The organism is Rhodopseudomonas sp. P2A-2r (assembly GCF_026015985.1).
Classification (GTDB): domain Bacteria; phylum Pseudomonadota; class Alphaproteobacteria; order Rhizobiales; family Xanthobacteraceae; genus Tardiphaga.
Window position 1 is genome coordinate 5,875,471 of the sequence record NZ_CP110389.1, and the last position, 21,138, is coordinate 5,896,608.

Consider the following 21,138-nt stretch of genomic DNA (forward strand, 5'->3'; position numbering starts at 1 on the left):
GCCCGAACGATGACCGGGCGATCTCCTGTCGGGCAGGGCTGGACGGTCCTGGCAGGGTGATGCGTCGCCCGGACCGTGGGAGGGGTGCAGACTTAAAGCGATACCGCCCCGATCTCAACCGCGACCGCTGCCGGGCAGCCAGACCGCACCGCATGGCCCAGCCACAAAAAGCCGGCCCCTTGCGGGGGCCGGCTGACATCGAACGCGTCCGGTCTTACTTGACCATGACGTATTTGCCGTCCTTCACCGTGAGCAGGATGCGCGAGCGCTCGTCGAGGCCGTAGCGATCCTTTTCGGTGAAGTTGTAGACGCCCTGGCTGGCGGCCAAGTCCTTCTCGGTCATCAGCGCCTGGCGGATCGCTTCGCGGAATTCCGGCGTGCCGGGCTTGGCGGTCTTCAGCGCCACCGGGATGACCCGCTTGAGGATCTCGAACGCGTCATAGGAATGGCCGGCGAACTGGCTGCGGCTGTTCGGGCCATACTTGGCTTCATAGGCGGTGTTGAGCGCGAGGCCGGGCTTCTTGGTCAGCGCGCTGTCGTCCTGGCCTTCCGGATACATCACCGGACCCGAGGCCATCAGCACGCCTTCAGCGGCCGGACCTGCGATGCGGATGAAGTCCATCGAGGCCGCGCCGTGGGTCTGATAGATCAGGCCCTTGTAGCCGCGCGCGCGCAGTTCGGTCTGCGGCAGCGCTGCGGCGGTGCCGGAGGCGCCGACCAGCACGGCATCGGGATTTGCCGCGACCAGCTTCAGGACCTGTCCGGTCACCGACGTATCAGGGCGGGCAAAGCGCTCTTCGGCAGCAATGCTGATGCCCATCGCCGGCCCCTGGGCCTTGAGATCGTTGAACCAGAGATCGCCGTAGCTGTCCGAATAGCCGATATAGCCGACGGTCTTGATGTTGTGCGCCTTCATGTGGTCGTACATCACCTTGCCGACGATCGGGATCGGCTGCGGCATGGCGACCGACCACTTCGCGCGCTCCGGCGAAATCGGGAACGGTGCCAGGCCGAAATGCGGGATGCCGGCTTCGTTGGCGACGGTGGAAACCGCCACCGTGGGCGGCGTGGTCGCCGAGCCCATGATGATATCGGCCTTGGATTCGGTGACGAAGCGGCGGGCGTTGGTGGTGGCGATGGTCGGATCGCCGCCGTCGTCGAGCACGACGACCTTGAGCGGCACGCCGCCGATTTCCTTCGGCACGAATTCCAGCGCATTGCGCTCGGGAATGCCGAGGGCTGCGGCGGGGCCCGTGGTGGTGGTGGTGATGCCGATGGTGATCTCGGGGGTCTGCGCCTGCACCGGGCCGGCGATGGCCAGCGAGGCAGCCACAGCCGCTATCGCCAAACTGAGCTTGGTCATTGGTATCTCCCTGGGGTTCGTTTTTTCTGGGTCTTCTAGATCAAACTTCGCAGCTTTAATCAGCCCCTTCTTTAGGTCAGGGCACTGGCGGGGGAAAGGCCCCGGCCAGTCGACCCTTCGCCGCAGCCTAGCGCGGTGCCATGCGCAAGGACGCATCCAGCCTGACCACCTCGCCGTTGAGGTAGGGATTGTCGATCATGTGCAGCGCCAGCGAGGCGAACTCGTCGGCGTGGCCGAGCCGGCGCGGGAACGGAATCGCCGCAGCCAGGCTGTCCTGGGCCTCCTGCGGCAGAGCGCCCAGCAGCGGCGTCATGAACAGGCCGGGCGCGATGGTCAGGACGCGGATGCCGAACTGGGCCAGTTCGCGGGCGATCGGCAGCGTCATGCCGACAATACCGCCTTTGGAGGCCGAATAGGCAGCCTGCCCGATCTGGCCATCATAGGCGGCAACCGAAGCGGTCGAGATCACCACGCCGCGCTCGCCACCCTCCAGCGGCTCCAGCTTCGACATCGGATCAGTGGCCAGCCGGATCATGTTGAACGAGCCGATCAGGTTGACCCGGATGACCTTGTCGAAATCGCCCAGCGCCATCGGGCCTTCGCGGCCGATCACCCGCTTGGCGACGCCGATGCCGGCGCAGTTGACCAGCACCCGCGCGGCGCCATGGGCCTTGGCGGCGGCCGCGACCGCGGCTTCGCCGGACGCGGCATCCGACACGTCGCAATGCACGGCGACGCCGCCGATCTCCTTGGCGACTTTTTCAGCCAGCGCCATGTTGAGGTCGAGCACAGCGACCTTGGCCCCCTGCCCGGCGAGTTTTCGCGCGGTCGCTGCGCCGAGGCCGGATGCACCGCCGGTCACAAGCGCGGCGTGGTCTTTCAACTGCATGGAATTCTCCCGTGGTGTCGCAACGTGACGATGGCTTCTGCTAGGGCGTAATGACGTGCGCGTCCTCCGCGCCCGCATAGATGGCCTCGATCAAGGCGGCGCGATGCTCCAGCACCTTGCGCTGGTTGACCGAGCCCTTGTCTGTGATCTCGCCGACATCGATGGACAGCGGCGTGTCGAGCAGTACCGCGCGGGTGATGCGCGTCGAGGAACCCGTCGAGCCGGCCAGAAATGCCTGCAGCCGCTCGCGGAATGCGGCGCGGACCAAGGGATCGGCCGCGGTCGCCTTGAGGTCGTCGAGCGGCAACGTGGGATTGATCAGTCGGCACCCATCGAGATCGAGCACCACCAGCGCCGACAGTTCGTCGCGATTGATGCCGGCGATCACCACGTCACGCACCAGAGGCGCGCAGGTGGCGATGAAGCGCGCGCGCAGCGGGCCGACGCTGACCCAGGTGCCGCTGCCGAGCTTGAAATCCTCGGAGATGCGGCCGTCGAAATCGAACCCGGCGGACAGGTCGTCGGGATCGACCGGCTTCAGCGCGTCGCCGAAGATATAGTAGCCTTCCTCGTCGAACGCCTTCGCGGTCAATTCCGGTTCGCGCCAGTAGCCCGGCGTGACGTTCGGGCCCTTGGCGCGGACTTCCAGCTTGCCGTTGTTGGGCACCAGTTTGGCTTCGTTGCCGGGCACCGGAAGGCCGACATGGCCGGAGCGGCTGGTCAGCGGCGTCACGCACATGAAGAACGGCGCGGTCTCGGTGGCGCCGAGCCCCGTCAGCATCGGCACGCGAACGCCGGTCTGCTGCACCGACAGTTCGTCGAGGCTATTCCACACGAACGGCGACAGGCCGGCGCCGCTGAAGAACATCGCATGCAGCCGGTGGAAGAACTTCTCCCGCAGTTCGGCGTCGTCGCGCAGATAGGGCAACAGCGATTCGTAGCCCTTCGGCACGTTGAAATAGACCGTCGGCGAGATCTCGCGGAGATTCCGGATGGTGGCCGCGATGCCTGCCGGCGTCGGCTTGCCGTCGTCGAGATACATCGAGCCGCCGTTGAACAGCGTCAGCCCGACGTTGTGGTTGCCGCCAAAGGTGTGATTCCACGGCAGCCAGTCGATGATGACAGGCGGCTCGTCCTTCAGAAAGGCCAGCGTGTCGCGCAGCATGATCTGGTTGGCGCACAGCATGCGCTGGGTGTTGATCACCGCTTTCGGGTTGCCGGTCGAACCCGAGGTCAGCAGGAATTTGGCGATGCTGTCGGGGCCGATGGCCTCATGGACTGCATCGAGATCAGCGGTCACCGGCGTCGCCAGCAGGTCGGCCAGCAAGGTGACGCGGCGGTCCGGCAGCGTGCCGAATGACATCACCACCTCGACATCAGCAGGCACGTTGGCGTGGATCGCACCGGCAAAAGCATCGGCGTCGTCGACGAACACCATGCCGGGCGTCAGCAGCTTCATCAGGTAGGACAGCTTGCCGTAGTCCTTGGAGACCAGCGAATAAGCTGGCGACACCGGGACATAGGGAATGCCGGCGTAGAGCGCGCCGAAGGCCAGCAAAGCGTGATCCACCGAATTGCCGGACAGGATCACGATCGGCCGGTCGGCGGACAGGCCGCGCGTCAGCAGCGCCGAAGCGATGTGGCGCGTGGTCTGCAGCATCTCCGCATAGCGTACCTCGCGCCAGCCCCCGGACGCGTTGCGTTCGGCCATGAAAACACGGTCGGGCGCCTCCTTGGCCCAATGATGCAGATAGTCCGTGAGGCGCGTCGGGTAGTCGCCGATCGGATTGGTCGGCCGCAGATAGATGGTGCCGTCGTCCCGACGTTCGACGGTAACCGTGGTGTCGCCGAACGAAATCTGGCGCAGCGGATGCGCCGAGCCGGCTCGTGTCGTCTGATCGCGCATTTCGGCTGTTGCAGACATTGTTTGTTTCGACCCTGGTTATATTTTTTCGTAGTCCGTCGTCAGGTGGGCTGTACCTTTGCCGCCTTTCGATCGAGAAAATCCTGGATCCGCCGCTTGGCCTCCTTGTCGCTCTGCGCCACCCCGGCCATCAGCGATTCCAGCAACAGCCCGGTCTGCGGACTGGCGTCGGCGATCAGCGGCAGCGCCTGCAGCACCGCGAAATTGGTCATCGGCGCATTCTGCGCCACGCGCTCGGCAAGCTCCATCGCCTTGTCGAAGGCGCCGCCCTCAGCGGTGAGATATTGCGCGAAGCCGTGCTGGACGCCTTCGGCGGCCGGGTAAATCCGCCCGGTCAGCATCATGTCGGCCATCCGCGCCACACCGATCAGACGCGGCAGGCGGACTGACCCACCGCCGCCCACAAAGATGCCGCGGCTGCCCTCCGGCAGCGCGAAATAGGCCGAAGGCTCGGCGACGCGGATATGCGCCGCGCAGGCCAGCTCGAGCCCGCCGCCGATCACCGCGCCCCGCATCGCGGCGATCACCGGCACGCGGCAATATTGCACGCGGTCGAACGCCCGGTGCCAGCTCCGCGAATGCAACATGCCTTCGCTGGCATCGCGCTCGGAGAGTTCGGACAGATCGAGGCCAGCGCAGAAATGCTCACCGATGCCGTGCACCACCACGGCCCCGATATCATCCGGCAAATCGGTAAAACACTTCTCGATTTCGAGGATGATGGAATCGTTCAGCGCGTTGCGCTTAGCCGGTCGGTTCAGGCCCACAGTCAGCACCCGACCGACGGTCTGGATGGTTAGCAAAGAGGCTGCGATGGGAGTGGCGTCGACCATGGCACAATATGTCCTAGTGAGAATAGTTATATTTTATAACGATTGGCGCGTGAGTCAATCTTGCACTGCGGTATGCGATGTTTCGCGCATGGGAGAGGGAAGAAAGACCGCTTCTACAACACCTGATGAACGTCGATCACCACGCGATCGGGATGCCTTGTGCCGACACCGATAAACAGGTGCTGCATCAGCCAGCGGTATTGCGCGCTGCCGGTCTCGAACTTCGGCACCGAACGGAAATAGATCAGCGCGGGATCGACGGCCTCGCCGCGGGCGATGCGGTCCAGCGCTTCCTTCGGCCCGAAGCGGACGCCGACGTTCTCGATGTAGATCACCGCGCCATCGTCCATCTCGAACGCGTAATTTGCCACGACCTCGGTAAAACCGTCCGGCCGGATGGTCTGATAATCCGCGCCGACCGGATAGATGGTGCCGGACATCCCCTCGCCGCTCACCGAACCGCCGAGGATCGGAATGATACGGCGGATGCCATGGCCGAGATCGCCGGCGACGATCGGCGCGCCGATCTTGATCGTCAGGGTGAAGACGTACTTTGTCGCAAGCGCGGGTGTCATGGTCATCCGATCATCCGCGTCGGCAGCCAGGTGGCGATCAGCGGGAACAGGATCAGCAGCACCAACCGGATCAGGTCGGTGACCACGAAGGGCAGTACGCCCTTGAAGATGGTGGACATGGTGACGTCCTTGATCACGCTCTTGATGACGAACACATTCATGCCGACCGGCGGATGAATCAGGCCGAGTTCGACAGTCATGACGATGACGATGCCGAACCAGATCGGGTCGAAGCCCAGCGCCATCACCACTGGGAACACGATCGGCACGGTGAGGATCACCATGGCCATGGCATCCATCAGGCAGCCGAGCACCAGATACATCAGCAGGATCAGCGCCAGCACGCCGTAGGGACCGATGCCCAGCCCGGTGAGAAACTCGGTGACGTGCTGCGGGGTCTGGGTGATTGTGAGGAAATAGCCGAAGCACAGCGCGCCGATCAGCACAGTGAAGACGGCAGCCGCCGTCCGAGTCGCCTGCAGCAGCGATTGCAGAATGCCCTCGCGGTTCAGCTTGCCGCGGAGCACGCCGATCAGGAACGCGCCGACCGCACCGACCGCGCCGGCTTCCGTCGGAATGAAGAAGCCGCCATACAGGCCGCCGATCACGAAGATGAACAGCAACAACGGCGACCACACGTCGCGGATCGCCAGCGCCCGGTCGCGCCACGAGGCCTTCGGTCCGGCTGGCAGGAAGTCCGGCTTGACCACGCCGATGATGAAGATGGTGATCATGTGCATGACGATTGCCAGCAGGCCGGGCACGATGCCGGCAATGAACAGCTTGCCGATGTCCTGCTGGGTGATGATGCCGTAGACGGCGAGCACCGTGGATGGCGGCAGCATGGCGCCGAGCGTGCCGCCGACCGCGATGACGCCGGTGGCAAAGCTCTGTGGATATTTGAAGCGCCGCATCTCCGGATAGGCGACGGCGGAGAACGTTGCGGCGGTCGCCACCGAAGATCCCGAGATCGCGGCGAAGCCGCCGCAGGCGGCGATGGTGGCGATGCCCAGCCCGCCCTTCCAGTGGCCGACAAAAGTGTTGGCGGCGCGAAACAACTCGCGGCTGATGCCGGACACCGAGACGAAGGCGCCCATCAGCAGAAACATCGGGATGACGCCGAACGAATAGTCCGTCACCGTCCGCATGGTGGTCTGGCCGACCAGTTTCAGCGCCGGCGCGAAGCCGGTGAGATAGCCGAATCCGGTGATGCCGACTAGGCCCATGGCCATGCCGACCGGCACCCGCAGCAGCATCAGGACGAACAGGCTGACGAACCCGATCAGGGCGACCGCTTCATTGCTCAATTCCATGGCGGCTACTCTGCGGTCTTGATTTTGGGTTCATGCATCTGCTCGGGATGCATGATGAGCCTGTAGGTGCGGATGGCGATCAGCAGCACGGCGGAGACGTCGCCGACCCACGACACCAGGAAGAACGGCCACACCGGCAGCTGCAGGTCCATGGTGACAAGGTTGCTGCGCCAGGTATCCGCCACCTTGTCGAACAAAGTGTAGGTCTGCACCGTCACCACGAACAGCAGCACCAGCGTGGCGAAGATGTCGATCCAGCGCTGGTATTTCGGCGTGGCGTTGGCCCACACCAAATCGACGGTGATGTGCGAGCCGCGATAGCTGGTGGCGGCAATGCCCCAGAAGATCAGGATGCCGAGCATGAACTGTCCGACATTGTAATAGTCGGGAATCGTCACCGCGAAGAATTTTCGCATGAAGACGGCGACGAAGGTGTTGAGCGCGACGATACCGACGAAGAACGCGGCGATCCATTCGATGGAATCGATGAAGCGATCCATCACGTCTTTTTCGGTGGAGGTGGCAGCGACAGCGCGCCGTCGGGAGAGACTTCGGGGATGGTGGTCATGAAAACTCGCAGACTAACGGCTCCCTCTCCCCGTTCTTACGGGGAGAGGGTCGGGGTGAGGGGCAATCGCGCGGCATGGTGCTCATGATGGGGCAGTGTGTGGCTTCGCCCCTCAACCGGCACCCACGCGCAAGCGCGTGAAAGCCGACCTCTCCCCGCAAGAGCGGGGAGAGGTTAAGAACTTACAATCCCGCGTCGTATTTCTTCAGCGCAGCCTTGAGATCCGCGTCGACCTTGTCGGCGTCGCCGCCGGCCTTCTTGACCTGCGCGGCCCAGCTGGCGTGCAGCGGCTCGACGCCCTTCTTCCATTCGGCCAGCTGTTCCGGCGTCAGCTTGTAGACCTCATGACCTTCCAGCGCCTTCATCTTGGTGCGGCCGTTAGCCTCGAAGTCGGTCCAGGGATCGGTGACCTTGGATGCCCATTCCGGCGTGCAGTGATCATCGATGATCTTCTTCTGGCCGTCCGACATGGAATTGTATTTGGCCAGATTGATGTTGTAGGTGAACACCGTGGTGTAGAGCGGCGTATCGATGTGATACTTAACCACCTTGTCGATGCCGAACAGGAAGATCGACCCCCACGGGAACGCGATTTCGTCGGCGACGCCGCGCTCGATGGCGTCGCGGGATTCCGGCGCCGAGGCCTGCACGTTGGTGCCGCCGAACAGCTTGACCATCTCGCCGATGGTGCTCTGCGCCGGGCGGACCTTCACGCCATTGAGATCGGACGGCACAACGATCTTCTTCTTGCCGTGCAGGGTGCCGGGATCATGGATGAAGGCGAAGCACAGCTTGGTGTCCTTCATCTCGGTCGGGGCGTATTTGTGATACCATTCGTTGAGCGCCAGCGTCCCCTTCTTGGCGTCGGAGAACACGAACGGCAGCTGGCCGGCAGCCACGATCGGGAAGCGGCCGGGCTGGTAGCCGGGATTGACGTAGGTGATGTCGGCGATGCCGTCGCGCGCCATGTCGTAATGGTCGAACGCCTTGCCGAGCTGTTCGGAGGGAAACACCGACATCTTGATGGTGCCGCCGGAGACCTTTTCGATGTCGGCAGCCCATGCCTGCGTGGCCGGCACCAGCGGATGCGCCGGCGGCACCCACAGCGACACCTTCATGTTGACGGTCTTGTCCTGCGCGAGCGCGGGCGTCACGCTGGCCGCAACCAGCAACGCCAGAATGGCTTTCCTCATTGACATCTTCTCCCCTTGGCCTTTGGACGTGGGGTCTTGAACGACCCCTTTGCGAATATTGTTATATGATATAATTATCATTGCAAGCCGAGCCTGCAACGATCCGCGACCTCTTCACTCGCGGCGCTGCGGGCCCGACAAACCTATAAGAAATGCAGGAGCAAGTGTTGCGGACAAAAGTAGCAATCATCGGCGCCGGCCCGGCGGGTCTCCTGCTTGGGCAGCTGCTCCATTCCTACGGAATCGACAACGTCATCCTGGAACGCAAGGACCCAGCCTACGTGCTCGGCCGGATCTCGCGCCGGCGTGCTCGAACAGGGCGCGGTCGGCCTGATGGAACAGCTGGGGATTACCGAGCGGCTGCACCATGAAGGGTTGATCCATGACGGCATAGAACTGCTGTTCGGCGGCATCCGGCATCGCATCGACCTGAAACGGGCCTCCGGCGGCAAATCGGTCACCGTGTACGGCCAGACCGAGGTCACCCGCGACCTGATGGATGCCCGCGCCAAGGCCGGCCTCACCACGGTCTACGACGCCGACCAGGTCAGCCTGCACGACTTCGACACCGACCATCCGCGCGTGCGTTACGTCAAGGATGGCGTCGGCCACGAACTCGCCTGCGATTTCATTGCCGGCTGCGATGGCTTTCACGGCGTCAGCCGGCAGAGCGTGCCTTCTACCGCAGTGCAAACCTACGAGCGGGTCTATCCGTTCGGCTGGCTCGGCCTGCTCTCCGACACCCCGCCGGTCTCGCCGGAACTGATCTACACCAATCACGAGCGCGGTTTCGCGCTGTGCTCGATGCGCTCGACAACCCGCAGCCGCTATTACGTGCAGTGCTCTCTCGACGAGCATGTCGAGGAATGGTCCGACGACCGGTTCTGGGACGAGTTGCGCGCGCGGCTCGACCCCGAAGCCGCCGAGGCGCTGGTCACCGGACCGTCGATCGAAAAGAGCATTGCGCCGCTGCGCAGTTTCGTCGCCGAGCCGATGCGCTTCGGCCGGATGTTCCTGGCCGGCGACGCTGCCCACATCGTACCGCCGACCGGCGCCAAGGGGCTCAACCTCGCCGCTTCCGACGTCCATTACCTGTCGCAGGCGCTGCGCGAGTTCTACGACGAGAAATCCTCGGTCGGCATCGACTTCTATTCGGCGCGCGCGCTGAAGCGGGTGTGGAAGGCGGTGCGGTTCTCATGGTGGATGACCTCGATGATGCACCGCTTCCCCGACGCCGACGGATTTGGCGGCAAGATCCAGCAGGCCGAACTCGACTACGTCGTGCATTCGCAGGCGGCGACGGCGTCGCTGGCGGAGAATTACGTGGGGCTGCCGTATTGAACACAGCTGTCATTCCGGGGCGTGCGCAGCGCGAGCTGCGCGCGACCTTGGAATGACGACCGATCGCAACCCGTTTGAAATCTCGTTTTAAACTTTGTTGCTCTGTCCTCGGCAGCACGATCCGGCTCATATGGAGACAACCTCCTCCATCGCGAGCGCCACTGCATGACCACCACCGACATCCCCGCTGGCTTCGAGCGCCACTTCCGTCAGAGCCCGCTGACCGATCCGTGGGAGCCGATCTATTCCAAGCGCACCGACAAGGCTGTCATCATCGGCCTGAGGCTGGCGCTGCCGCACACCAATTCGCGCGGCATGGCCCATGGCGGCTTGATCACGTCGCTGGCCGACAACGCCATGGGATTGAGTTGCGGGCATCAGCTCGGCGGCGCGACGCGACTGGTAACCGCCAGCCTGTCGGTCGACTTCATCGGCCCGGCCAAAGTCGGGCAATGGCTGCAGGTCGAGACCGAGGTGATCAAGACCGGCCGCACGCTATGCTTCGCGCAGTGCCTGGTGATCGTCGACGGCGTGCCCTGCGCACGCGCCAGTGCCAGCTTCAGCGTGGTGCAGAAAAAGAATAACCGCATTCATTCAGCGCGCGGCTTCTTGTGCCGGCCTGCCGACCGCGCGTCGAAATGCCAGTCGGCGGTCTCCAGCGCGAGATCGATGAACGTCCGCACCTTGGCGGAAAGCAAACGCGACGTCGGATAGACCACGTGGATCGGCATCGCCGGCAACTCGAAATCCGCCAGCACGACGTCCAGCCGTCCCGCCGCGATGGCGTCAGCTGCCTGATAGGCCAGCACGCTGGCGAGTCCACCGCCGTGCTCCGCGTGCCAGGTCGCGGCATCCGCCACGTTGCAGGTGAAGCGCGGCGCATGGCTGACGCGGATCTCCTTGCCGTCGACGAGGAAGCGCCATTCCGGCACAGCCGCCGTGGCGCCGAACTGGATGGTGTCGTGGCCGGCAAGCTCGGCGGGCGCCTTCAGTTGGCCGCGCCGCGCGAGATAATCCGGCGACGCCACCACGATGCGCCGCATGCTGCCGAGACTGCGCGTCACCAGGCTGGAATCCGGAAGATGACCGATCCTGATCGCGGCATCGACGCCGTCCTCGACCATGTTGATCACCCGGTCTGTCAGGCGCAACTCGCCGCTGACGGAGGGATAGCGTTGCAGATAGCTCGACATCAGCGGCGTGACATGGATCCGTCCGAAACCGACCGGCGCCGACACGACCAGCCGGCCGCTCGGCAGGGTGCGCTCGGCCCGAGCGGAGCCTTCGGCCTCCTCGATATCGGCCAGGATGCGGCGAGCGCGTTCCAGATAACGCGCGCCGACGTCGGTGAGGGTCACCGAGCGCGTGGTTCGCTGCAGCAGCCGAGCGCCGACGCGCTCTTCGAGCGCGGCGATCAGCCGGGTGACGTTGGAGGCCGACAGCCCCATTTTTCGCGCGGCGGGCGCAAAGCCCCGGAGGTCGGCAACCGCGACAAAGGCGGTCATGGCGTCGATGCGATCCATGGCGTTATTTCATATTCCGCAACAATGAAGTGTCAATTGCGATTATTCTCAAATTTCGTGGACGGAGCCATCTTGGGGCGTGACGAGAAATATCGCTCGCCTGAGACATTCTTGGGAGATTCGAATGACCAGGACCCAGCATTATTCCAGCGACGTCGCCTTCACGCCGGCGGTCAAGGCGATTCAGGCGCGCAAAGGCTCGCGCGAGGCCTATGCGCGGGTCGAACAGAATGGCGGCTGGCGCAGCGAGGTCGATGACCACCTTGCGGCGGTCCTGGCCGAGGCCGACAGCCTGTTCCTGGCAACCGCAAGCGCCGATGGTCAGCCTTACATCCAGCATCGCGGGGGCCCCAAGGGTTTCGTGAAGGTTCTGGACAAGCAGACGCTGGCCTTTGCCGACTACAAGGGCAATCAGCAGTTCATCAGCCAGGGCAATCTCACAGAAAACCCGAAGGCGCAGATTTTCCTGATGGATTATGCGCATCGCCGCCGCGTGAAGATCTGGGGCGAGGCGCGCGTGGTGGAGGACGATCCGGCGCTGCTCGCCAGCCTGATGCCGCAGGGATACAGGGCGCGGCCGGAACAGGTGATCGTCTTCAATATCTCGGCGTGGGACACGAACTGCCCGCAGCACATTCCACAAAAATTCGACGCCGCGGACGTGGCCGCCGCATTGGCATCGCGCGATGCGCGGATCGCCGAGCTGGAAGCGGAACTGGCGCAACTGAAGGGATAGAGCTCGTCGTTCCGGGGGCGTGAGGGTGCAGCCCGAGCGAACCCGGAATGACGAGAGGTGTATCGGCGCTGACGTGTCCGCGCTAAGACACAGCGATGACTGCCATCACAACAATGCCTGCCGAGACGAGCCCATGCCAGGCCTGCGGGGCATGCTGTTCATATTCCAGCAACTGGCCGCGGTTCACCATCGAGGACGACGAGGCGCTCGATCTCATTCCGGAAAAATATGTAAACGAGCGGCTGTCCGGCATGCGCTGCGACGGCGATCGCTGTTCGGCCCTGACCGGCAAGGTCGGCGAGAGCACGGCGTGCGGCATTTATGAGATCAGGCCGGACGTGTGTCGGACCTGCATGCCCGGCGACCCGGAATGCGCCATGGCGCGGCGCCGACATGGGCTGCCAGTGCTGGAGTGCGCTCCCGACGAGAGCGGCCTTTAATCAAGCCGTGACGTGAACGCGATTGCCGGCTGTTTCGATGTCCTCGTCAAGCTCGTCATCCGTCACCGGCGAGAACGTGGTGAGCGGCTTGGTCGACAGCGTGATCGCCTTGCGGTTGCCGTAGGACGAGGTGGCGGCGGGTCGCGCCGCGGTCGTTTCATGCGCTAACGCATAAAGCGTCGAGCCAACGCGACCGCCCAGCTGGATCAGTTCGCGCTCATCGCAGCTGGCGGCGATGGAAAGCGCCAGCGAGTGCAGATGACTGCGGCGGTAGCAGAACAGCGCCAACATCGCACGGACATCGGACGAGACGCTCTCGACGAGCTGCGGCAGACCATTCTCATTCGCCCGGTACATCGCACCGAGCAGATCATCTTGGACCGGACAGAAATCGTTCTCGAAGGCTTCGCGGCTGGACCACATGGGGTTTCTCCTCAGCTGCGACGATGCAACGTAAATTACTAATGGAAGGTTAACCACAACCCCAGTACGTTATCGGGGGACTCTTGAACGATCTCGATGAATAAGGCAGCCGCGCCACATTCCCGCCCCGGCTAGACGGCGGATCCGCTGTTCGCGGCGATGAAGATCGCAAGGGCAAACCCGGTCAGGTGATGAAGCGCCTGGTCGATCCCGATCAGCGACCAGAACCAAGGGTGCTGCAGCGTCACGCCCAACCTGGACACGCAAATTCCCTTGAGCCGGTCGATGGTGATGTGGATCGCAAAATCGACCGGTCCGATGAACCAGAACCGCGGCGCGATGATCAGCATGATCAAAGTGGTGAGCACCAGATGCACGGAGCAATGCGCCAGCAGCGGCAGTGCCCAACCGGTCTTCTGGTCCTTGCCCTTCGCCATCCAGGCGTTTTGCAGCAAGAAATCCGCGACCACATGCTTGACCGTCAGGACCAGCATCCATCCGACCAAAGGCGCCAAGACAACCGACGACGACATTGCGGGAAGTGACAAGCCCATGCCCCTCTGGGATCAGCAACGATGTGCATTTATGACAGCACAAATCGCAGAATGCACGCCACGGAACCGGGAAACCCACTGCTTCCAGGCGGGCGTGGTTTCCCGGCAACGATGCCCGGTAACGGACTGGCTCATGGCGTTCGGGCCCGCGCCCGAATCTCCGCGATCGCCCTGCGCAATTGGTCACCCTTGGGATCGAGAGGTACCGCGCGGGCGCGTCGGATGGCGTCGGCCAGATCGGGCAGGTGCAGCGCACCGTCGAAAACAGGCTTCGCCAAACCGTCGATGATCTGATGCCAAGCGGCAAGGCCGTGTCGGTAGCCGGTGCCATACCCCTCGATCATCGTGGCGGTCTGCACGATCGCTGCGACCGCCTCCGGACGATTCGTCAGCGCGCGGTCGATCATGTGCAGCCAGCGCTCGACCCAGCGCCGCTCCGCCTCATAGCGAACCGACAGCAACCGCCAGCGCCGCAACGAAGCTTCCAGCCTGAGCCGTCGCCTGCTCCACCAGCCGACGTTGCTGAAGCGCATGGCGATCGTCCGGTGCGAGCAACTGACGGATTCCAGGGCCCACAGCACGGGATCGCCGACGATCTCCGGCAGCGCCGAGATCAGTTCGTCGGCCCGGAATCGCCTGATATCGACCACCGGCGCGCGGCCGGCGGCGAGCGGCTCGGCGAGCTTGAGCTGCGCGATCCGGATCGGATCATGGTAGCTCATGCGCACCGCCAGCAGGCGCGCGATCTCGCAGAACAGGGCGTCATCGACGCCGCGACGACCGACGAAGCGGCGCATCCGGTCGCAATAGAGCTGCGCATAACCGGGCCCCTGGTAGTCGATCAGGATCGCCACGCCCTGCAGCGCCACCGTCCTGACCTCATCGGGCAGGCCGGGCGGCAGGCAAGGCGCCGCCGTATCGTCCTGACCCATCAGCTCGGTCAGCGTGGCGCGAATTGCGGAGATGAAGCCTGCCACGTAAGGTTTCCTGCCCCTAGGCCGGCTGCACGGCGACCACCGCCGCGCCGCTGTTCTTCGCCAGACGGCGCTCCAGAGTATCGATATTCTCGAACAACCGGGCGCTCGCCAAGCGCAGGAAGAAAAAGCCGAACTCCGGATTCTGCACGTAGAGCTCTTCGACCTGGCTATAGCTCACGCTCAGCACGGTGCCCGCCTCGATGCATTCCAGCGTCTGGGTCCGCTCGTTGGACGGCGACAGCATGCCGAGTTCGCCGACGATGGCGCCGACCGGCAGTTCAATGCCGGATTCCACCAGGCGATAGCGGCCGCTGACGATGTAGAACATGTCCTCGGCTTTCTCGTCCTTGTAGAAGAGTGCTTCCCCGGCCTCGCACCTGCGTTCGGTCATGAACGGCTTCAGCCATTCCATCGACAGGTCGCTGTTGACCGACTTCTTCACGTCCCGCACCAGTTGCAGCATCTGGTGCAGGCGATAGGCATTGAGCGGCAGCAGCACCGCGTGCAGCACCATGGTCGGATAATTGTGGGTCGGAATCGAGATTCCGATCAAGATCACATTGGTCAGAATGCCGAACACCCGCAGCGGGATCATCGTTCTCATGGTGCAGGTCGCCACCACAAAGATCGATGCGAACGCGCTGCCGGCGTGGTGAAGATAGTCCATATCCATGGGAAGTGCCGATCGTTCCGGAACTCGATGCGCTCCCGCCATGCCAGTGATCGGGAGCACCATCCTTGGTGGAATATATAACCGATCCCAGCGAAAATGCCGCCCCGCTTCCGTGAGATCGATCACACTTATATAGGTTGGCCGCGTTGACCTGCTGTGACAGCGCAGGCAATTTGCGACGGCCCTGCCCAAGGAGAACAACATGTCGGCAACGACGGACACCGCCGGCCCCCGATTCTGACCGTCGACGGCCCCCGCGCCACCATTCGGCTGAACCGTCCGAAGCACCTGAACCGGCTGCAGCCGGCCGATCTCGACGCGCTGCTGGCCCAGTTCGACCAGGTCGAAGCCGATCCCGCCATCCGGGTGCTGGTGCTGACCGGGACCGGCCGCGCCTTCAGCGCCGGCTTCGATCTTGGCGCCATTGCGGAACGCGCCGGCAGCGAAGCCGAGCAGCCAAGCGCCGGCTCGTCCTTCGAGAACGTCGCCAACCGGCTCGAGGATCTGGCGCTGCCGACCATCTGCCGGCTCAATGGCGGGGTCTATGGCGGCTCCACCGACCTGGCGCTGGCCTGCGATTTCCGCATCGGCGTCGACAGCTGCGAGATGTTCATGCCGGCAGCAAGGCTCGGCCTGCATTATTACAAGAGCGGCATCCAGCGTTACGTGACCCGGCTCGGCGTCGACAACGCCAAGAAGCTGTTCCTAACCGCGCAGAAGATCGACGCGCCGGAGATGCTGCGGATTGGCTACCTCACCGCCACTGCGCCGGCGGAAACGCTGGACGAGGAAGTCGACGGGCTCGCCACCATCCTCGCCGGCAACGCGCCATCCGCCATGCGCGGCATGAAGCAAGCCATCAATGAATTCGCCCGCGGCGAACTCGACGCGGACGCCGCCAACCAGCGCGCCCGCGACAGCATGCGCGGCGCCGAGATCAAGGAAGGCATCCTGGCATTCGCGGAGAAACGCGCGCCGCGGTTTTGAAGTCTGTCCCCTCTCCCCCGAACGCAGCGCAGCTGCGTTGGGCGGGAGAGGGTGGATCGAACACGCGCAGCGTGTTCGAGACGGGAGAGGGGCTCTTCTGAGGAGCGCGTGGCGCCCCTCTCCCGCCTTCGCTTCGCGAAGGCACCCTCTCCCACCTTGCGCGGCTTCGCCGCGCGGGGGAGAGGGGAAGAAAGAAAAACTCTATTCCACAAACGTCGCGACATCCGGCAACGCCGCCCGCGTCGTCCGGTAGCTGTTGACCTTGTTGCCGCTGTCCGGGAATCCGAACGAGATGCCGCATACCATGCGGCGGTCGTCGCCCATGCCGAAATGCTCGCGCACCACTTTGGCATGAAACGCCAGCGCCGCCTGCGGCACGGTCGCGAGGCCGAGCGCCTGCGCCGCCAGCATGAAGTTGCTGACATAGCCACCGCAATCCACCGCGCCGTAGACCCCGAGCGCTTCGTCTGTGGTGATGATCGCCACATGCGGCGCGCCGAAGAAATTGAAATTTTCCAGCGCCTGTTTCGTGTACGCCGCCTTGTCGCCGCGCGCGATGCCTAGCGTGTTGTAGAGCTGGAATCCGCTTTCGCGCCGGCGCTCCAGATAGACCCCGCGATATTCCCGCGGAAACGGAAAGTCACCGACATTCGGCGCGCCCGACGCCGCCAGCGGATACAGCAGGTCGCGAAATCTTTTCGTCGCCTCGCCGGAAGTGATGGTGACCTGCCACGGCTGGCTGTTGCACCACGACGCGGTTTTTGCGCGGCGCTGAGCAAGCGATCGATCGTCTGGCGCGGCACCGGTTCCGGCTTGAAGGCGCGGCAGGAATAGCGCGCGGCGAGCAGGGTTTCGAGAGTGTCGATGGCGGGGTCGGTCATGAAGTCCTCATAAAGTGAGACACGTCCCGCGGACGCGATGCGATACGGACTATCGCTTCGCAGAGCCGGGGCCGTCGCACATACCGGCGTTCGCGACGATCCCGGATCTGCGAAGCGGCATAAAGAATGCCGCATCGCGTCCGGGACACGAGAGCTACCGTCCCTTGGTCGGGATCTTGTTGAACGGCACGTCCTTGTCGACGCGGATGTCGCCGGGCAGGCCGAGCACGCGCTCGGCGATGATATTGCGCAGGATCTCGTCGGTGCCGCCGGCGATCCGGATCGAGGGCGACTGCAGCAGCATGGCCTGGAACTGGCCGCCGACCTCCGCCATCGCCGGATCGGTCAGCATGCCCGAAGCGCCCTGCAGGTCCATGGCGAAGGTCGCGATGTCCTGGGCCATGGCGCCGGCGACCAGCTTGCCGATGGAATTCTCCGGCCCCGGCCGCTCCCCTTCGACAGCGCCGACACCGCACGGTAGCTGGTGTATTTCAGCCCGCTCGACTTCACCGCCCAGTCGGCCAGCTTGGAGCGCACCGCGCGGTCGTCGATGGCCGGACCGTCCTCCAGCATCAGGTTGCTGCAGAACTCGAACAGCTCCGGGAAACCGTTGGCCAGCCGCGCCCCGATCGACATGCGCTCATTCATCAGGGTGGTCAGCGACACGTTCCAGCCGTCGCCGACGGCGCCCAGCCGCTGCGAGTCGGGAATGCGGACGTTGGTGAAGAACACCTCGTTGAATTCCTGCATGCCGTTGGCCTGCTTAATCGGCTTGACCTCGACGCCCGGGCTCTTCATGTCCAGATAGAACATGGTGAGACCCTTGTGCTTGGGCACGTTGGGATCGGTCCGGGTGATCAGCAGGCCGTAATCGGAATAATGCGCGCCCGAGGTCCAGATCTTCTGGCCGTTGACGATCCAGCCATCGCCGTCCCTCTCCGCACGGGTGCGCAGGCCGGCAACGTCGGAGCCGCCGGCGGGTTCGGAAAACAGCTGGCACCAGATCTCCTCGCCGGAGGCGATCTTCGGCAGGTAACGACGCTTGTCGTCCTCGCTGCCATAGGCCATCACCGTCGGGCCGCACATGCCTTCGCCGATCTGGAACGGATGGGTAAGTTTGCCGTAGACGCCCTCCTCCTGCTGCCAGATCACGCGCTCGACCGGCGTGGCGCCGCGGCCGCCATATTCCTTCGGCCAGTGCAGGCAGACCCAGCCGCCATCGGACTTTGTCTTCTGCCAGTCCTTGGCGACCGACACGATATCCTCATGCTGCAGCTTGATGCGGCCGACCGAGGTCTTCGACAGCTCAGCCTCGTACGCCTTCGGCGCGTTGGCGGCGATCCAGGCTTTCGCCTCGGCACGAAAGGCGGCTTCCTGCGGGGTATCATCGAAATTCATCTGCTCATCCTCATTTCAGGAATCGCGCCCCGGATGCCGCGCAGCGCGAAGCGGTGCGCTGCTGATCCGGGGCCCATTTTGCTTCTGGTATATGGGTCCCGGATCTGCGGAGCAGCGCGAAGGGCGCTGCACCGCGTCCGGGACACGAACTCTATCGTTCCCGTGTGGGGATCTTGTTGAACGGCACGTCCTTGTCGACCCGGATATCGCCGGGCAGGCCCAACACGCGCTCGGCGATGATGTTGCGCAGGATTTCGTCGGTGCCGCCCTCGACGCGGGTGGCCGGCGAGCGGAGCAGCATGGCCTGGAATTTTCCCGCGGCGTCGGCCTCGTCCGGCCCGGTCAGCACGCCGGCGGCGCCCTGCAGGTCGAGGGCATAGGTCGCCACGTCCTGCAGCATGGAGCCCGCCACCAGCTTGCCGATGGAGTTTTCCGGCCCCGGCCGCTCGCCGCGCGACAGCGCCGAGATGGCGCGGAAGCTGGTGTATTTCAGGCCGCGGGCCTTCACCGCCCAACTCGCCAGCTTCGAGCGCACTGCGCGATCGTCGATGGCCGGGCCATCCTCGAGCATCAGGTTGCTGCAGAACTCGAACAGTTCCGGAAAGCCGGTGGCCATGCCCGCGCCGATCGCCATGCGCTCGTTCATCAGCGTGGTCAGCGATACGTTCCAGCCATCGCCGACGGCGCCGAGCCGCTGCGCGTCGGAAATCCGCACGTCGGTGAAATACACCTCGTTGAATTCCGACTGGCCGTTGGCCTGCTTGATCGGCTTGATCTCGACGCCCGGGCTCTTCATGTCGAGGAAGAACATAGTGAGACCCTTGTGCTTGGCCACGTTCGGGTCGGTCCGGGTGATGAGAATGCCGTAGTCCGAATAATGTGCGCCCGAGGTCCAGATCTTCTGGCCGTTGATGACCCAGTCATCGCCGTCCTTCTCGGCGCGGGTGCGCAGGCCGGCGACGTCGGAGCCGCCGGCGGGCTCCGAGAACAACTGGCACCAGATGTTTTCGCCCGACGCCAGCGGCGGCAGGTAGTGCCGCTTCTGGTCTTCGGAGGCATAGGCCATCATGGTCGGCCCGCACATACCGTGACCGATGATGAACAGCGCGCCGAGCTTGCCAAACACGCCCTCCTCCTGCTGCCAGATCACCCGCTCGATGGGCGTCGCGCCGCGGCCGCCATAATCTTTCGGCCAATGCGGCACCGCCCAGCCGGCATCGGCCTTTTTCTTTTGCCAGGCCTTTGCGACGTCGAGAATATTGTTGCTCTTGAGCTGGATGCGGCCGAGCGAAGCCTTCTTCAGTTCATCCTCGTACTGCTTCGGCGCGTTGGCCGCGATCCAGGCTTTTGCTTCGGCGCGGAACGCGGCCTCCTGCGGGGTGTCATCGAAATTCATTTCTCTGATCCTCAAGCCGCGTTGCGCTGGCGCATGCGATCGATCAACTGGTCTTCCCAGTACGATAGGCTGCCCAGCCCGAGCGCCAGCGCATTGGAGCGGCGGTAGTACATGTGGCAATCGAACTCCCAGGTGAATCCCATGCCGCCATGGACCTGGATATTATTCTTGGAGCAATGCTGGAATGCTTGCGTCGCACTGATGCGCGCGGCGGCGGCGGCTTCCGGCAATTCAGAAGCATTCGTCGAGAGCGCCCAGGCGCCATAGTAGCAGTTCGAGCGCGCCAGCGTGGCCGACACATACATGTCGGCGAGCATGTGCTTGACCGCCTGGAACGAGCCGATCTGCCGACCGAACGCGATACGGTCGAGCGCGTAGTCGCGGCCCATTTCCAGCGCGCGGTCGGAGCCGCCGACCTGTTCGAAGGCGACCAGTACCGCAGCACGGTCGAGCACGCGCGACAGGATGCTCCAGCCTTCATTGGCGGCGCCGAGCAGTTCGGCTTTTGCGTTCTTGAAGGTGATCACGGCCTGCTGGCGCGACGGATCGACATTGGCCAGCGCCTTGGCTTCCACGCCGTCGCCCTTGAGGTCGACGATGAACAGCGCGATGTCGGTCTCGCGGCCGGTCGAGGCCGTGCGCGCGGCGACGATGGCGAAATCGGCGATGGCGCCGTCGGGCACCGGCTTCTTGGTGCCGCTCAGCATGCCGTTGGCGGCGACCAGCTGGATCTTGTCCGGCGACGGGTTGCCGGAGCCTTCGAACAGCGCCAGCGTGCCGATCGCCTCGCCCGACGCGATCAGCGGCAGCCACTTTTTCTTCTGCGCATCTGACCCGGCCAGCAGCAGCGCCTCGGCAGCGAGATAGACCGTGGAGGAGAACGGCACCGGCGCCAGCGCACGACCCATCTCCTCGGCGATCACGCACAGTTCCAGATGTCCGGCGCCGGTGCCGCCGAATTCCTCGGGAATGGCGACGCCGAGAAAACCCATCTCCGCGAGGCCCTTCCAAAGCGCCTTGTCATAGGTTGCCTTGCCGTCGAGCACCTCGCGCACGGCCTTCGGCGGGCATTTTTCGGCGAGGAAGCGGCGGGCTTGGTCGCGGAGCTGTTTCTGGTCGTCGGAGAAATCGAAGTTCATGGCTGGATACTC

17 protein-coding genes and 5 pseudogenes are annotated in these 21,138 nt (G+C 64.1%); 5 read left to right on the forward strand and 17 right to left on the reverse strand.

Annotated features, from left to right (window positions below; all coding sequences use genetic code 11):
- Nucleotides 1-214: 214 nt before the first annotated feature.
- The 8 genes from ONR75_RS28345 to ONR75_RS28380 form a co-directional block, all read right to left on the reverse strand.
- On the reverse strand, nt 215-1,363 hold the full coding sequence (locus ONR75_RS28345) for an ABC transporter substrate-binding protein (protein ID WP_265080176.1): 1,149 nt from the start codon (nt 1,361-1,363) through the stop codon (nt 215-217).
- A gap of 127 nt (nt 1,364-1,490) precedes the next feature.
- Nucleotides 1,491-2,252 carry an SDR family NAD(P)-dependent oxidoreductase gene (locus ONR75_RS28350; RefSeq protein ID WP_265080177.1) on the reverse strand — a complete coding sequence of 254 codons (762 nt, stop codon included), beginning with the start codon at nt 2,250-2,252 and terminating at the stop codon, nt 1,491-1,493.
- A 40-nt stretch (nt 2,253-2,292) separates the two neighbouring features.
- Complete coding sequence (locus tag ONR75_RS28355; protein WP_265080178.1) at nt 2,293-4,176, reverse strand: feruloyl-CoA synthase; 1,884 nt, start codon at nt 4,174-4,176, stop codon at nt 2,293-2,295.
- 41 nt (nt 4,177-4,217) lie between these two features.
- Nucleotides 4,218-5,009 (reverse strand): crotonase/enoyl-CoA hydratase family protein, encoded by a 792-nt coding sequence (locus tag ONR75_RS28360; RefSeq protein WP_265080179.1) that lies wholly within the window; start codon nt 5,007-5,009, stop codon nt 4,218-4,220.
- A 113-nt stretch (nt 5,010-5,122) separates the two neighbouring features.
- Entirely contained in the window at nt 5,123-5,584 is a 462-nt protein-coding gene (locus tag ONR75_RS28365; RefSeq protein WP_265083831.1) for a DUF3237 domain-containing protein, read from the reverse strand.
- 2 nt (nt 5,585-5,586) lie between these two features.
- On the reverse strand, nt 5,587-6,891 hold the full coding sequence (locus ONR75_RS28370; RefSeq protein ID WP_265083832.1) for a TRAP transporter large permease: 1,305 nt from the start codon (nt 6,889-6,891) through the stop codon (nt 5,587-5,589).
- Nucleotides 6,892-6,902: 11 nt separating this feature from the next.
- The gene (locus ONR75_RS28375) at nt 6,903-7,397 is read right to left on the reverse strand and encodes a TRAP transporter small permease (RefSeq protein ID WP_265080180.1); all 495 of its coding nucleotides are present in this window, start codon (nt 7,395-7,397) and stop codon (nt 6,903-6,905) included.
- A gap of 250 nt (nt 7,398-7,647) precedes the next feature.
- Nucleotides 7,648-8,658 (reverse strand): TRAP transporter substrate-binding protein, encoded by a 1,011-nt coding sequence (locus ONR75_RS28380; RefSeq protein ID WP_265080181.1) that lies wholly within the window; start codon nt 8,656-8,658, stop codon nt 7,648-7,650.
- Nucleotides 8,659-8,825: 167 nt separating this feature from the next.
- Here ONR75_RS28380 and pobA point away from each other — a divergent pair.
- Together pobA and ONR75_RS28390 are read left to right on the forward strand one after the other, a co-directional pair.
- Nucleotides 8,826-9,999: pseudogene (gene pobA / locus ONR75_RS28385) on the forward strand (4-hydroxybenzoate 3-monooxygenase).
- Nucleotides 10,000-10,164: 165 nt separating this feature from the next.
- Nucleotides 10,165-10,578 (forward strand): annotated as a pseudogene (locus tag ONR75_RS28390) (PaaI family thioesterase); the annotation flags it as partial.
- A gap of 11 nt (nt 10,579-10,589) precedes the next feature.
- Here the strand turns inward: ONR75_RS28390 and ONR75_RS28395 are convergent.
- Nucleotides 10,590-11,522 carry a LysR family transcriptional regulator gene (locus ONR75_RS28395; RefSeq protein WP_265080182.1) on the reverse strand — a complete coding sequence of 311 codons (933 nt, stop codon included), beginning with the start codon at nt 11,520-11,522 and terminating at the stop codon, nt 10,590-10,592.
- Between the two features lie 124 nt (nt 11,523-11,646).
- Here ONR75_RS28395 and ONR75_RS28400 point away from each other — a divergent pair, with 124 nt between their 5' ends.
- Together ONR75_RS28400 and ONR75_RS28405 are read left to right on the forward strand one after the other, a co-directional pair.
- Complete coding sequence (locus ONR75_RS28400) at nt 11,647-12,258, forward strand: pyridoxamine 5'-phosphate oxidase family protein (RefSeq protein WP_265080183.1); 612 nt, start codon at nt 11,647-11,649, stop codon at nt 12,256-12,258.
- A 113-nt stretch (nt 12,259-12,371) separates the two neighbouring features.
- Nucleotides 12,372-12,698 carry a YkgJ family cysteine cluster protein gene (locus ONR75_RS28405; protein WP_265083833.1) on the forward strand — a complete coding sequence of 109 codons (327 nt, stop codon included), beginning with the start codon at nt 12,372-12,374 and terminating at the stop codon, nt 12,696-12,698.
- On the opposite strand, the gene ONR75_RS28410 is transcribed toward ONR75_RS28405, so the two are convergent.
- The 4 genes from ONR75_RS28410 to ONR75_RS28425 all read right to left on the reverse strand — a co-directional run bounded on the left by ONR75_RS28410 (nt 12,699) and on the right by ONR75_RS28425 (nt 15,325).
- Nucleotides 12,699-13,121, reverse strand: a complete 423-nt coding sequence (locus ONR75_RS28410) for a hypothetical protein (RefSeq protein ID WP_265080184.1) — start codon at nt 13,119-13,121, stop codon at nt 12,699-12,701. It abuts the gene before it with no gap.
- 131 nt (nt 13,122-13,252) lie between these two features.
- On the reverse strand, nt 13,253-13,669 hold the full coding sequence (locus ONR75_RS28415) for a DUF3307 domain-containing protein (protein WP_265080185.1): 417 nt from the start codon (nt 13,667-13,669) through the stop codon (nt 13,253-13,255).
- A gap of 137 nt (nt 13,670-13,806) precedes the next feature.
- Nucleotides 13,807-14,652: a DUF6537 domain-containing protein gene (locus ONR75_RS28420; protein ID WP_265080186.1), complete on the reverse strand. Its 846-nt coding sequence runs from the start codon at nt 14,650-14,652 to the stop codon at nt 13,807-13,809.
- A gap of 16 nt (nt 14,653-14,668) precedes the next feature.
- Nucleotides 14,669-15,325, reverse strand: a complete 657-nt coding sequence (locus ONR75_RS28425; protein ID WP_265080187.1) for a Crp/Fnr family transcriptional regulator — start codon at nt 15,323-15,325, stop codon at nt 14,669-14,671.
- A 202-nt stretch (nt 15,326-15,527) separates the two neighbouring features.
- Here ONR75_RS28425 and ONR75_RS28430 point away from each other — a divergent pair.
- Nucleotides 15,528-16,312 (forward strand): annotated as a pseudogene (locus tag ONR75_RS28430) (enoyl-CoA hydratase/isomerase family protein).
- Nucleotides 16,313-16,513: 201 nt separating this feature from the next.
- Here the strand turns inward: ONR75_RS28430 and ONR75_RS28435 are convergent.
- The 4 genes and pseudogenes from ONR75_RS28435 to ONR75_RS28455 all read right to left on the reverse strand — a co-directional run bounded on the left by ONR75_RS28435 (nt 16,514) and on the right by ONR75_RS28455 (nt 21,126).
- Nucleotides 16,514-17,328: pseudogene (locus ONR75_RS28435) on the reverse strand (nitroreductase).
- A 19-nt stretch (nt 17,329-17,347) separates the two neighbouring features.
- Nucleotides 17,348-18,591: pseudogene (locus tag ONR75_RS28445) on the reverse strand (acyl-CoA dehydrogenase).
- 151 nt (nt 18,592-18,742) lie between these two features.
- Nucleotides 18,743-19,987, reverse strand: a complete 1,245-nt coding sequence (locus ONR75_RS28450) for an acyl-CoA dehydrogenase (RefSeq protein WP_265080188.1) — start codon at nt 19,985-19,987, stop codon at nt 18,743-18,745.
- A gap of 11 nt (nt 19,988-19,998) precedes the next feature.
- Nucleotides 19,999-21,126, reverse strand: a complete 1,128-nt coding sequence (locus ONR75_RS28455) for an acyl-CoA dehydrogenase family protein (protein WP_265080189.1) — start codon at nt 21,124-21,126, stop codon at nt 19,999-20,001.
- Nucleotides 21,127-21,138 lie beyond the last annotated feature (12 nt).

Excerpts from the sequence above, each read along its gene's own strand:
- ONR75_RS28380 (WP_265080181.1), bottom strand. The coding sequence starts at position 8,658 with ATGAGGAAAGCCATTCTGGCGTTGCTGGTTGCGGCCAGCGTGACGCCC.
- ONR75_RS28395 (WP_265080182.1), bottom strand. The coding sequence starts at position 11,522 with ATGGATCGCATCGACGCCATGACCGCCTTTGTCGCGGTTGCCGACCTC.
- ONR75_RS28400 (WP_265080183.1), top strand. The coding sequence starts at position 11,647 with ATGACCAGGACCCAGCATTATTCCAGCGACGTCGCCTTCACGCCGGCG.
- ONR75_RS28360 (WP_265080179.1), bottom strand. The coding sequence starts at position 5,009 with ATGGTCGACGCCACTCCCATCGCAGCCTCTTTGCTAACCATCCAGACC.
- ONR75_RS28405 (WP_265083833.1), top strand. The coding sequence starts at position 12,372 with ATGCCTGCCGAGACGAGCCCATGCCAGGCCTGCGGGGCATGCTGTTCA.
- ONR75_RS28365 (WP_265083831.1), bottom strand. The coding sequence starts at position 5,584 with ATGACACCCGCGCTTGCGACAAAGTACGTCTTCACCCTGACGATCAAG.
- ONR75_RS28350 (WP_265080177.1), bottom strand. The coding sequence starts at position 2,252 with ATGCAGTTGAAAGACCACGCCGCGCTTGTGACCGGCGGTGCATCCGGC.
- ONR75_RS28410 (WP_265080184.1), bottom strand. The coding sequence starts at position 13,121 with ATGTGGTCCAGCCGCGAAGCCTTCGAGAACGATTTCTGTCCGGTCCAA.
- ONR75_RS28375 (WP_265080180.1), bottom strand. The coding sequence starts at position 7,397 with ATGGATCGCTTCATCGATTCCATCGAATGGATCGCCGCGTTCTTCGTC.
- ONR75_RS28450 (WP_265080188.1), bottom strand. The coding sequence starts at position 19,987 with ATGAATTTCGATGACACCCCGCAGGAGGCCGCGTTCCGCGCCGAAGCA.
- ONR75_RS28455 (WP_265080189.1), bottom strand. The coding sequence starts at position 21,126 with ATGAACTTCGATTTCTCCGACGACCAGAAACAGCTCCGCGACCAAGCC.
- ONR75_RS28355 (WP_265080178.1), bottom strand. The coding sequence starts at position 4,176 with ATGTCTGCAACAGCCGAAATGCGCGATCAGACGACACGAGCCGGCTCG.
- ONR75_RS28425 (WP_265080187.1), bottom strand. The coding sequence starts at position 15,325 with ATGGATATGGACTATCTTCACCACGCCGGCAGCGCGTTCGCATCGATC.
- ONR75_RS28345 (WP_265080176.1), bottom strand. The coding sequence starts at position 1,363 with ATGACCAAGCTCAGTTTGGCGATAGCGGCTGTGGCTGCCTCGCTGGCC.